Raw genomic sequence first — 12,188 nt, forward strand, 5'->3', positions numbered from 1 at the left:
TCCTTTCTGTGTGATTTTATTGGGGGATGAAGTCTACTTTGTCCATATTAATGGCTGTTACATTGACCGAAACATCCAACTCCACGCTGAACAATTGTTTCTCGCGCTTGAGAAAGAAGAACAAAAAGGCCTCTTTCTTCACCTGGACTCGCGCCTGAACAACCTGCACATCTTGTGGCTCAATGCGCAGCAAAATATGGGGAGAAGATTTCATCACCGAGCCCTGAACATGATTCAGGGCGTCAGCAAAGGCTTTGGCTTTAGTGTCGCCGCGCCCTTTCACTCTCACCTTTTCGGAGAAGTGTTCTTTCATACTCACTTACCGTACTTCTTGGCCCAGGCCTGAACCAGGCGCTCGCCCAGCTCTTCTTTATCCATAAAGCCGAAGCCCAGCACGTTGTTACCTTCGTTGATGGCGGTGACGCCCTCTTCCACTGAGCGCATACCGTACTTGGCTTTGTAGCCGTGTTTGGTTTGTGCCGTGATGGCACCTGCACCGCCACTGCCGCAGAAGGAGATGCCGAATGTGGCGTTCTCCGCTTTCATCACGTCACCCAGTTTCATATCAGCGGCAACGCCTGCAATAACCACGGCGCGGCCACCCGCTTTTTCGATGCCTGCTGCCACTTTTTGGCCTTTACCCAGGCGGTCGCCAATTACTACGGTAATTTGTTCCATCGTTATCTCCTGATTATTCAAAGATTGTCTTTCGCGACTTCGAAATGCACTGACAGCAACCACGCCTCTTCAACCGGCAGATTGCCAAACTGTTCCACTACCTCTTTTGCCATCACCAGAGAATCTTCAGAGATTTCATCAAACAGGCTCTCTTCGACTTCTGGTAGCGGCTCACCGGTCAGTGACCGATGTGCCATGGCACGAACGTGGGACGTCAACATCTGAACTTGCACCGCGTTCGGTGTGATGTTTCTGTTCTTTAGCAGCGTATCGATAAACGCCAGCACCCGTTCCGTAAGCTGCGTTTGCTCGGTACTCCCGGCTTCATTAACCATTACCGCTCCGTTCTTCACACTGCGTACCTCTTCGCTGTTAGGCTTTTAAGGTATCGGCAGAGGTTAAAGGTTTGTAGCGAGTTGTTTTCCACTTCGAAACGGAAATCGCAGCCGCATTAGTGATACGCGCCACAAAAAGTGCCCGATTCGCGATAATTCGCTGGGTTATTGTGATTTCAGTCACGGATTAGTGAGGGTGAATCTATTGGTGGCAGTGATAGTTTTTGAGCAAATTTGTGATGTGTGGGATGTTTTCGGTTAATTATTGGAAAGGCTTATGGGTGGGTTTTGTTTTGGGGAGTGATTGAGATTGAGTGTTGGGTTAGTGGCAGAATCGTACCTTGCTTACATTACATTAAATTATGTTAATAATTAGACTCAGGTCAGCAGACGAATCGCCTCGTCTACCAGGTCATTGATGAAAAGGACGTTGTCTTTGTCGTTTCAGTTGGGAAAAGAGAACGTTCAGACATTTATTCAGAAGCTGTAAAATGGGTTCTCTGAATCACGATTGGGACACCATCATCAGAACAATCACAACGCAGCGATGTTACAGCGAGAGGGTAAATAAGAATCTATTCTTCAATATTAAATAATCGATTATGGTTTACCTGATCAAAAAAACAACGATATTAATCGTTTTTGTCTATTTCATGATCAAATTTGTTTTCACCAAAGCATTATCCCACAATAAAACTATTGTTTTCCAAGTCGGATATATAAAGTAAAAACAAGAATAAACATTCAATACAAATAGTGAGAAGATTCTCATTCAACAATTCCAGAGAAATACGCCCCCCTCATGTAAATAAATATTTCCACAGAATACTTAAGTCAAATCAACAGACGCTAGATTTTACATCAGGATAACCGCTTGAGTATTAACAGCACCACTTAATGATTACCCTTCAATAACCCATCATTCAAAAACAAATTAAATACATTTAAAATCAATAATTTAAACAATAATAACCATTAAAAAATAATGTCGTTACTTTATATGAAATGGCCAAAAAATTCAGACCGTAATAGCTAATGATTTCTCTTGGCTTCTCGGGAAACTTGAATAATTACACTTAACTCAAATTAATAATAATGGTGATCAATTCCCACCACTCTACCTGTAATGATACATTAACGGGTAACGAGTTGTATAAAAACCAAGCAAACAGCGTCTTCACATGCTGGCTTTCGCTCGTTTTTATATAGCCAGAAATTGTATTTATTGCAACCAGAAACATGGGAATGAATCCCAATCTATTAGAGTATTAATAATAGATTCCGAGATAATAAACGCATGAAATATATTTATAAAGCGGTATCCCGCGAAGGGCTGGGCTTATTTATCGCAGCCTCGCTGTGTACGACTACTGCTCACGCTTTAATGATCAATAAAGACGATACCTTTGCTGACCTTCCTGAAAATCCGGACGCCTTATATGTCGGTAGGAACGGAACAGGCTCGCTGATTATCAAACAAGGTGAGACTGTTGTCGCCGGGCAGACGTCTGGTGGAATCACTGGTTCAGTACTGGGCTACGATAATGGCGACAGCGGGACGGTGGATGTCGATGGCGGCACCTGGTACGACAGTGTTACCTCCTCTAATGACCCATCGGGCAAAGGAACAACCACTGTTGGCGGCAGCGGAGATGGCACGCTGAATATTAAAAACGGCGGCAATATGTACGCCATGTTTATTAATATCGGGCAAAACGGCAGTGGTAACGGTGTCGTTAATGTCGATGGTGCCGATTCCCATTTATTTGTCACTGCGGATTCAAGCTCGGGGATCACCGTCGGAACCAACGGCACCGGGACGTTAAACATCACCAACGGTGGGAAAGTGACCTCCAACTCATCATCCTCCGTTGGCCATGGTAAGAAGGCTAACGGTACCGTGAACGTCAGCGGAAAAGGTTCAAACCTCACGATTACCAGCGGCGGATTAAGTGTGGGTGGCAGCGGAACCGGCACCTTAAACGTTACCGATGGTGGCACCATCAACAGTAATGGTGGGGCCATTGCCGCAGCATCCGGATCGACGGGCATTGCAACCATCAGTGGCGCAGGTTCAAGCTGGGATCTCGGCGCGAATCGCACACTTTCCATTGGTTTTAGCTCCAAAGATGGCACTGAAGCCGAAAGTACCGGAACGTTGGTTGTTGCAAATCAAGGCCGCGTGGTGGCTGGAAATGGCATCAACGTGGCGGGTGATGGCAGCACTATTTACATCGGTGCTGAAGAAGGGTCTGCTGCGACTGCTCCAGGCACACTGGAAACACCAAAAATTGATTTACTCAATGCAAGTAATGCGCTGGTGTTTAACCACTCAGATACCTCAGGAAACTACCTGTTCTCGCCGAAAGTTTCAGGCAAGGGGACGGTCACCAACTTAAACGGCACAACCGTACTGACTGGCGCGAATACCTACACCGGCGGCACCACCATCAGCGGTGGCACTCTGCAACTAGGCGATGGCAGCACGGCTGGCTCCATCGTCGGTAATGTCGTCAACAACAGCGAATTTGTCATCAATAACCCAGCGGAAACCACACTGTCTGGTGTGATTTCAGGCACAGGTTCGATGACTCAACAGGGCGATGGCACCACCATTTTAACCGCCCAAAATAGCTACACCGGCAAAACCATCGTCAATGCAGGCGCGCTGCGTACAGATGAAGTTGACAGTATTGCCACCAGCAATGAAGTGAATATCAATGGCGGCGTGTTTGATCTGAACGGTAACAACCAACTGGTGAATCGCCTTGGTGGCACCGGCGGTGAAGTTCAGTTGAATGGCGCGACACTGACCGTCAACAATGCGACAAGCGCAGATGATTCCCGCTACGCGGGCAATATTGTCGATGGCACTTCCGAAGGCAGCCTGACTAAAACCGGTGACGGTTCTCTGACGCTGACCGGTAAAACAGGCTGGACAGGCGATACCCATATCGATGGCGGCGAGTTGGTGCTTGATGGCAGCAACGGCGGCGCACAGCTAGTCAGTAATATCATCGCCAAAGACAACACTGCGCTGTCTTTGCGTAACGGTGCAAATCTGACCGGCTGGATTGACCCAACCGACGTCAACATCGATAAATCCAGTAGCTGGGATATGACAGCGGATTCCGTAGTCGACGACGTTAACCTCGCCGGGACTATCCGTTATATCGCGCCAACGACCTCACCAATGACCAGCGGACACACCCTGACGGCCAATAACTGGCACGGCCAGGACGGTACTCTGGTGATGAACACCGTTTTGGGTGACGACGCTTCCGTGACCGACAAACTGCTGGTCAACGGCGATACCAGCGGCAACACCTTTATGCAGATCAACAACGTCGGTGGGCACGGAGCGAAGACGGTTGAAGGCATTGAGGTTGTTGATGTCAAAGGCCTGTCTGACGGTACCTTCACCAAATCAGGGCGTATTGTCGCCGGAGCGTATGACTACGACCTGGTGCAGAAAGGGGCCAACTGGTATCTGACCAGCAAGGGGGAAAAACAGCCAATAGTACCGATTGATCCAAATAAACCTATTGCGCCACCGATCGATCCCGTCGACCCGGAAGAACCTGTTGTGCCAATTGAGCCGCCAGCAGAACTGCCAATCACCCCACTTGAGCCGTCAAAACCTACGACACCAGAATCAGGTCAGCAAGGCACACCGACTGTTCGCCCGGAATCAGCCAGCTATACCGCTAACCTGGCGGCAGCTAACACCATGTTTGTGACCCGACTGCATGACCGTTTAGGGGAAACTCAATATACCGATGCGCTGACCGGCGAGCAGAAAGTCACCAGCCTGTGGTTACGTCAGGTTGGCGGGCATAACAACTGGAGAGACAGCAGCGGTCAGCTCAAAACCCAAAGCAACCGTTACGTGGTGCAACTGGGCGGCGATCTGGCGCAGTGGAGCGGCGACGGCCTGCAACGTCTGCACCTTGGGGCGATGGGCGGTTACGGCAACAACAGCAGCAACAGCCACTCCAGTGTTACCGGTTATCATTCCAAAGGTTCTGTGGATGGTTACAGCGCCGGGCTTTACGCCACCTGGTATGAAAATGACGAAACACATCAGGGCACTTATGTGGATAGCTGGGCGCAGTACGGCTGGTTCAACAACGATGTGAAAGGCCAGGATATTCAGGGCGAGTCCTACAAATCAAGCGGCATCACCGCTTCCATCGAGCTGGGTTACACCCACAAACTGGGCGAGTATACCGGCAGCCAGGGTTCGCTGAATGAGTGGTATATCCAGCCTCAGGCACAGGCTATCTGGATGGGTGTTAAGGCAGACGACCACCGTGAAAGTAACGGCACGCGCGTCAACGGTGAAGGTGACGACAATATCCAGACTCGTCTGGGTGTGCGCACTTACCTGAAAGGCCACAGCAAAGTGGATGACGGTAAAAATCGCACCTTCCAGCCGTTTGTGGAAGTTAACTGGATCCATAACACCCAGGACTTCGGCACCCGCATGGATGGCGAGAGTGTTTATCAGAGTGGTGCGCGCGATATCGGGGAAATTAAAACCGGTGTTGAGGGCCAGCTGAATAACAATCTGAATCTGTGGGGTAATGTCGGCGTTCAGGTCGGCGATAAAGGTTATAACGACGCCGCCGCTATGGTTGGGGTGAAGTACAGCTTCTAAATTAAATTTTGAGCGGGGTTTCCCCCGCTCATTTTTTTATTATTTTACCAGACCCATACTCTGTGGCAGCGCCATAGAGATAGCCGGTAAATACGTCACCATCATCAGAACAATCGCAATCACCGCGAAGAACGGCAGCAACGGTTTAATCACGCGCTCAATCTTAATATCCCCGACTTTACAGCCGGTAAATAAGATTGGCCCTACCGGTGGTGTAATCGTGCCGAGCGACAAGTTAAACACCATCATGATACCGAACTGCACCGGGTCCATGCCAAACTGCATGCAGATTGGCAGGAAGATTGGGGTGAAGATTAATACCGCAGGCGTTGGGTCCATAAAGGTACCCACCAGCAGCAATACCACATTCATAATCAGCAGAATAACAACAAAGCTGTCAGTCGCAGAAAGTAGGCCGGAAGCAATCAGCGCAGGGATTTTGGTAAACGCCATCACCCACGACATGATAGAAGACGCCGCCAGCATGAAAATAACAATCGCGGTCATTTTCGCGGTCGCGAGGAATATCTGCGGCAAATCTTCCAGTTTGATGTTGCGATAAATAATGCCGAGCACCAGCGAATAAACCACCGCAATTGCCGACGCTTCAGTCGCGGTAAATACGCCGCCCAGAATGCCGCCAATCACCACAACAATCATCATCAGGCTTGGAATCGCATCAAACAGAATACGCAGCGTCTGGCCTTTGTCAGCTGAACGGTCAGCCACATAACCGCGACGTTTAGCGATTATCCCGGCGACAATCATCACGCCTAAGCCCCAGAGAATACCCGGCACGTAACCGGCCATAAACAGCGCAGAAATTGATACGCTACCCGCAACCGTTGCGTAAACAATCAGTGAGTTGCTTGGCGGGATCAGCATACCGGTTGGTGCAGAAGCGATGTTCACCGCGGCACTAAACGCGGGATCGTAGTTCTCTTTTTTCTGAATCGGCGACATGATGCCGCCCACTGCCGCCGCCGAGGCCACGCCAGAACCACTGATGGAGCCAAACAGCATGTTGGCGACCACGTTGGTTTGTGCCAGAGGGCCAGGCAGGAAATTACTGACCATTTTTGCGCAGTTAATTAAACGAATGGCTATCCCGCCATTGTTCATTAAATTCCCCGCCAATATAAAGAAAGGAATGGCTAATAAGGCAAAGGAGTCGAGGCCAACAAAAACACGCTGAGCAGAAGTTAATATCGCACCATCGAACGGCAGAATAAGTAACATCGCTGCAAAAGAAGAAATGCCGATACTGATACTAATTGGCGCACCCGCCATCAGCAAAATTAACACACCGCTAAACATTACTAGCGCAACAACAATCGCAATATCCATGTCGACACCTAATCAATCTTGTTTCGAAGAGAACTTTCTGAACAGCCCATATTGGTTATACAGGCAATAGAACAGCGTCAATGCGCCGCTTAGCGGGATCGCAATGTAGATAATGCCGATAGGAATTTGTAAGGCGGAATCAAGCTGTGCCATCTGGCGGTTCATACCGATATACCCACCAATAGTCAGCACCAGCAATGCAAATACAGAAGTGGCAAGCTCACCCAATATTTCCAGCGAAAGGCGGAATTTACGCGGCATTTTGTCGCGCATAAAAGTAATCGCCATATGCTCGCGCAGGCCAAAAACATAAGCCCCACCAATCAGTACCAGCCAGATAAACAAATAACGCGCCAGCACTTCGCTAACCGCACTCGGGCTATTAAATAAATAACGGGAGGCCACCTGCCAGGTCACCAGCAAGGTCATTAAACCGACAATCAGAATACACAGTGAGGACGCAACTTTATCAACGGCCTGTTTTACTCGCGTCAGCTGCGAATAAAAACCAGATGTGGACACGGGGGCGGGTTGAGCAACTTTCATTTTAATCTCCAAGGGGGATGAAAACATCCCCCTAAACTTCTCTACTCAAGCGACTTCAGGATGGGTAATTACTTGGCCAGCTCACGAATTTTTTCGTACAACGCTTTTTGTTCAGGCGTGGTTAACATCGCAGATTGCAGTGGCTTGCAGCTTTCCTGGAAAGGCTTGATATCCACTTCGGTAAAGGTTGCACCCTTATCTTTTGCAGTTTGACGCGCGCCATCAAGGGCTTTATCCCACAGCTCAAATTGAGTCACGGTGCTCTCTTTGGCTAATTTGCGGAACAGTTCGCGGTCAGCTTCATCCATTTTGGCGAGGAAGCTTTCGTTAGCCACTAACAAGTCAGCCACCATCACGTGACGCGTGTTTGAGAAGTAAGGTGCCACTTCGTATTGTTTGAGGTCAGCGTAAGTAATTTCGTTGTTCTCAGCACCGTCCAGCACGCCCTGTTGGATGGCGGAGTACACTTCACCCTGCCCCATTGGTACGCCTGTGCCGCCCATGCAGCTCAGCATTTTGATCATCGTGTCAGACTGCATCACACGGATTTTCTTGCCCTTCATATCGGCCGGGCTGGTGACTGCGGCACCTTTGGTATAAACGCTACGTGCGCCCGCGGTATACGCGGTGACCACTTCAAAGCCGGTTCCTTTGGTGGAAGCAAACAGGCTGTCGAGCACACCAGAAGTAAACACTTTGCGCTGGTGTTCAGGGTTGTCGTAGACGTATGGCATCGCCAGAACAGAGAAGTTTTTATTGAAGTTTTCGACCAGTGGGTTAGCCACTACGGCCAATTGAATTGCACCGGACTGAACCAGTTCCAGTGATGCACGCTGGTCGCCTAACAGTTCATTCGGGTGGATTTCGAGTTTGTAACGGCCTTTAGTTTCAGATTCCAGCTTTTCGCTGAAAGAGACTAATGCTTTGTATTGTGGGTTATTTTCGGATTGGTTGAACGCAGTTTTCAGCGTTACGGTGCCTGTTGGGGCAGCGTCATCGCCACATCCGCTCAGCAAAATCGTGGCCGCGACAGCGGTAGCAACTAGCGAAATTTTTGGCAAAACATGTTTCAAATGCAGCATCCCTAAGACTCCCTAATATCCATAGTTTCGATGTGGAACTAATTCGATTCGGAAGTATTTACTCACTGAAAGCCGATAAAATGAAACATTATTTCACTCAAAAAGAAATTTCGATTCATTTTGTAATTAAGATCTCAAAACCACGCCGCCTGAAGATCAAAAAACACACAGTCTTTGTGTCAAAAAACAACAAATGGGTTATGAACCAGTGAAGAAAATGTGGTTTCAGGACACTTTATCGGAAACTTTTAAGGGGGAGGCATTCAGGCAATCAATGAAAAATGGTGATTGCGAGACATGCCGCAGAGTGAAGTTATGACGGTGGGCGGAGGGAAGAAAGTTTGTAAAATGGTTACGACTGTTTGAGGCGAACGGTTTCAGGTGATGACTTTGCCGTAGTTGAATAAGTCCGAATTGTAGCTACAATGAAGCCACTCAAACAAAGGAGGCAATAATGGACTCAGTCATTCGTACTCGCATCGACAGCCAGACAAAACAAAAAGCCACCGAAATCCTCGAAAGTTGTGGTCTGACAATGAGCACCGCACTGCGGCTTTTTGTCGAACAAGTGGTGATTAATGAAGGCCTGCCATTCGACATTAATCGTAAACCCAGTCCTCGCCTGATTCAGGCCATGCGCGAAACGCAAGAGATCCTTCAAAACGGCAAAAGTGGATTTTCCGATGTAAACGAGCAAATGGACGCACTGAATAATGGCCAACAACAAACGGGTGAAGCTGCCGTATCAGACAAAACACACAAAATCATTTAGCAAAGCCTGGGAGCGTTACAACAAAGCTGGCCGCCATGACATGAACGCTGTTTCAGCGGCAATGTGGCTTATTGCTTCACGTAATCCTTTACCGGCTTATTACTTCGACCATGCTCTAACGGGGGAATATAGCGGGTACAGAGAACTGCATATTGGGGGTGATTATTTACTGGTGTATTACGTTGATGAAGCCAGCAGAACTGTTGCCTTTTCTGATTTAGGCACCCATGCCGAACTGTTTGAATGAGTGATTAGCAAGCTGCTGTTATTTCCCCTCTCCCCAAAATCAGAAAGAGGGGTTCAACGCATGGCGGGTTATTTAGCCTGCTGAGCAGTGATTTTAATCGAGTCGGTGTAGGTCACACGGACACTTTGGTTCACTTTCATCTCTTTCAAACGCGCCTGAACTTCTGGGTCTTCAACAGTAATCACTTTCTCCTGCCCTTTAGGGCCGACGAAGGTCACGGTGTTGTTTTTCAGATCGATATGTTTGATTTTAAGCTGAACGTTAACCTGACGGAAAGCTTCGTGCTCTGGGCTTGCTTCGGTGGCTTTCTCCATCCCTTTGGTGGATGAAGCGGTTGGCGCGGCTTTATCAACATTGGTATCAAAAGCGACGGCAACAGAGCGTGTCACGGTGGTGTCGACAACATCACCCGCTTTCAGATTAGCCAGCGTACCGGTTTCTTCTGGCACGTTGAATGAGACTTTATTGCCCTTCTCTCCCTCTAAAACCACGACATGGTTTTTTTGATCAACGGAAACGACTTTCGCAGAAAAATGATCGGCCTGGAAATCTCCCGCGACTGGCAAAATTTGGGCATTGGCGGAAAAAACGCTAAACGCGAGTAACGAAACGGTAGCGGCACTTTTAATAATCGTTTGAATCGGTTTCATAAATCAGATGTCCTTATAAAGATATGCAGATATGTTCAGGCCCTCAATGGAAGGACCAGTATCAGCTTAGCGGTATTTTTTATGGTAGGCATTACGAGTGGTTTTAAACTCTTCCGCCGCCGCTTGTGCTTCTTTCACTTTGCCTTCGTTGGCCAGTTTCAGCGCACCATCGATTTGACCGACCAGTAAATCCAGGCCGTGGCGGTAGTCTTTCATCTCCGCGCTATCCGCGGCTTTGCTTTCAAGTTTAGGGGGAGTGCCTTTTTGCGCATCCAGTGCTGCGGTACGCATATTGTTGAGCGAGGTTTTTAGCTCAGCCGCGTTATCGGTCTTCAACACGGTTTTGTAGTTCTCCGCGATGATATCCATATCATCACCCACATCTTTCGCCATGCTCGTTGCGGAAAATAACACGGTCGATACAGCCAACATTGCAATCAGTTGCTTTCGCATGAATCAATCACCTCTTTATTATAAGAAGGGTGCGGCAGGTCGCACCCTTTGCCAATTTACTGACCGGCGATTTTCATCTCCGGCAACAGCACTGAACCACATTGAATATTACTGCGCTTCTCAATATCGCTACCTACTGTGACAATTTCACGCCACATATCTTTCAAGTTTCCGGCGATAGTGATTTCGCTCACCGGATATTGAATTTCGCCATTCTCAACCCAGAAACCAGACGCACCGCGTGAATAGTCACCAGTGATACCGCTCACGCCTTGCCCCATCAATTCAGTCACCACTAAACCGGTGCCCATTTCTTTGAGCATGCCTGCGAAGTCCAGGCCGCGCCCTTCGATGCGCCAGTTGTGAATGCCACCCGCATGGCCGGTGCTTTTCAGGCCCAGTTTGCGTGCGGAATAGTTGGTCAGCAGCCACTGTTGCAGGATGCCGTCCTTGATGATGTCACGGCGCTCGGTACGTACGCCTTCGCTATCGAACGGCGTAGACGCCAGACCTTTGAGCAGATGCGGATGCTCTTCAATGGTCAACCATTCCGGCAGGATTTGTTTACCCAAAGAATCCAGCAGGAAAGTAGATTTACGGTACACCGAACCACCCGCAATCGCGCCCACCAGGTGACCGAACAAACCTGTCGCCGCTTCTGCTGCAAACATCACCGGAGCTTTCATAGTAGACAGTTTACGCGGAGACAAGCGCGCTAAAGTGCGGCGCGCACATTCAATACCCACGGATTCAGGGCTATCCAGGTCTTCCATCGCGCGGCCAATGGTGTAGGCGTAATCACGCTCCATCTCACCGTTCACTTCAGCAATCACGCAGCTGGAAAGTGAGTGGCGTGTGGAGCAATAGCTTTGCAGCATGCCGTGGCTGTTGCCGAAAACTTTGATGCCGTAGTGGCTGTTAAAGCTCCCGCCTTCGGTATTGTTGATGCGCTTATCGACGTTCAGCGAAGCATTTTCAGCACGTGCGGCTAACTCAATAGCGCGGTCAGCGTCCATTTCTGTCGGGTGGAAAAGATCTAAATCTGGCGCTTCAAAGGCCAGTAATTCTTTTTCTGCCACACCGGCGAATGGGTCCGGGGAGGTGTATCTGGCGATATCCAAAGCCGCCTGCACGGTACGCGCAACGGCATCCGGGCTTAAGTCAGTCGTGGAGGCGCTGCCTTTACGGTTTTGATGATAAACGGTGATGCCTAACGCACCATCGCTATTAAATTCGACGTTTTCCACCTCACCGTATCGGGTGCTTACGCTGATACCAGTGGTTTTACTGACGGCGACTTCTGCGCCATCGGACTGAGCGGAAGCCAATTCCAGCGCCTGAGATACCGCTTGTTCCAGAACCTGACGTTGTTGTGCTACTTGCGTGTTTACTTTCATCGCTACTGCCATAATGTAAGG

12 protein-coding genes and 1 pseudogene are annotated in these 12,188 nt (G+C 49.0%); 4 read left to right on the plus strand and 9 right to left on the minus strand.

What is annotated here, in order from left to right; genetic code table 11:
- Positions 1–16: 16 nt before the first annotated feature.
- From D8682_RS12865 to D8682_RS12875, 3 genes are read right to left on the minus strand one after another with little or no spacing between them, the layout of a single operon-like run.
- Complete coding sequence (locus tag D8682_RS12865) at positions 17–313, minus strand: DUF4312 family protein (RefSeq protein WP_064540530.1); 297 nt, start codon at positions 311–313, stop codon at positions 17–19.
- Between the two features lie 2 nt (positions 314–315).
- Complete coding sequence (locus D8682_RS12870) at positions 316–678, minus strand: SFCGS family glycine-rich protein (protein ID WP_064540533.1); 363 nt, start codon at positions 676–678, stop codon at positions 316–318.
- A 17-nt stretch (positions 679–695) separates the two neighbouring features.
- On the minus strand, positions 696–1,013 hold the full coding sequence (locus D8682_RS12875) for a glycine dehydrogenase (protein WP_064540536.1): 318 nt from the start codon (positions 1,011–1,013) through the stop codon (positions 696–698).
- A gap of 396 nt (positions 1,014–1,409) precedes the next feature.
- On the opposite strand from D8682_RS12875, the pseudogene D8682_RS12880 reads away from it, so the two are divergent.
- Positions 1,410–1,517, plus strand: a pseudogene (locus tag D8682_RS12880) (type II toxin-antitoxin system RelE/ParE family toxin); the annotation flags it as partial.
- 793 nt (positions 1,518–2,310) lie between these two features.
- The gene (locus D8682_RS12885) at positions 2,311–5,673 is read left to right on the plus strand and encodes an autotransporter outer membrane beta-barrel domain-containing protein (protein ID WP_121814436.1); all 3,363 of its coding nucleotides are present in this window, start codon (positions 2,311–2,313) and stop codon (positions 5,671–5,673) included.
- Between the two features lie 39 nt (positions 5,674–5,712).
- Here the strand turns inward: D8682_RS12885 and D8682_RS12890 are convergent, their stop codons facing one another.
- The 3 genes from D8682_RS12890 to D8682_RS12900 all read right to left on the minus strand — a co-directional run bounded on the left by D8682_RS12890 (position 5,713) and on the right by D8682_RS12900 (position 8,648).
- Positions 5,713–7,020, minus strand: a complete 1,308-nt coding sequence (locus D8682_RS12890; RefSeq protein WP_121814437.1) for a TRAP transporter large permease — start codon at positions 7,018–7,020, stop codon at positions 5,713–5,715.
- A gap of 12 nt (positions 7,021–7,032) precedes the next feature.
- On the minus strand, positions 7,033–7,566 hold the full coding sequence (locus tag D8682_RS12895; RefSeq protein ID WP_121814438.1) for a TRAP transporter small permease: 534 nt from the start codon (positions 7,564–7,566) through the stop codon (positions 7,033–7,035).
- Positions 7,567–7,634: 68 nt separating this feature from the next.
- A complete protein-coding gene (locus D8682_RS12900) occupies positions 7,635–8,648 on the minus strand; it encodes a TRAP transporter substrate-binding protein (RefSeq protein ID WP_064540549.1) in 1,014 nt (337 codons plus the stop codon).
- 454 nt (positions 8,649–9,102) lie between these two features.
- On the opposite strand from D8682_RS12900, the gene D8682_RS12905 reads away from it, so the two are divergent.
- Positions 9,103–9,420, plus strand: a complete 318-nt coding sequence (locus tag D8682_RS12905; protein WP_121814439.1) for a type II toxin-antitoxin system RelB/DinJ family antitoxin — start codon at positions 9,103–9,105, stop codon at positions 9,418–9,420.
- On the plus strand, positions 9,362–9,667 hold the full coding sequence (locus D8682_RS12910; RefSeq protein ID WP_121814440.1) for a type II toxin-antitoxin system YafQ family toxin: 306 nt from the start codon (positions 9,362–9,364) through the stop codon (positions 9,665–9,667). Before D8682_RS12905 ends, D8682_RS12910 begins: the two co-directional genes overlap by 59 nt.
- A 68-nt stretch (positions 9,668–9,735) precedes the next feature.
- Here the strand turns inward: D8682_RS12910 and D8682_RS12915 are convergent, their stop codons facing one another.
- From D8682_RS12915 to pmbA, 3 genes are all read right to left on the minus strand, one after another.
- A complete protein-coding gene (locus D8682_RS12915) occupies positions 9,736–10,317 on the minus strand; it encodes a hypothetical protein (RefSeq protein WP_064540558.1) in 582 nt (193 codons plus the stop codon).
- Between the two features lie 66 nt (positions 10,318–10,383).
- A complete protein-coding gene (gene cybC / locus D8682_RS12920; protein ID WP_064540559.1) occupies positions 10,384–10,770 on the minus strand; it encodes a cytochrome b562 in 387 nt (128 codons plus the stop codon).
- A 56-nt stretch (positions 10,771–10,826) separates the two neighbouring features.
- Positions 10,827–12,179 carry a metalloprotease PmbA gene (pmbA, locus tag D8682_RS12925; RefSeq protein ID WP_064540562.1) on the minus strand — a complete coding sequence of 451 codons (1,353 nt, stop codon included), beginning with the start codon at positions 12,177–12,179 and terminating at the stop codon, positions 10,827–10,829.
- Between the last annotated feature and the right edge of the window lie 9 nt (positions 12,180–12,188).

Source organism: Buttiauxella sp. 3AFRM03 (assembly GCF_003675305.1).
GTDB classification, from domain to species: domain Bacteria; phylum Pseudomonadota; class Gammaproteobacteria; order Enterobacterales; family Enterobacteriaceae; genus Buttiauxella; species Buttiauxella ferragutiae.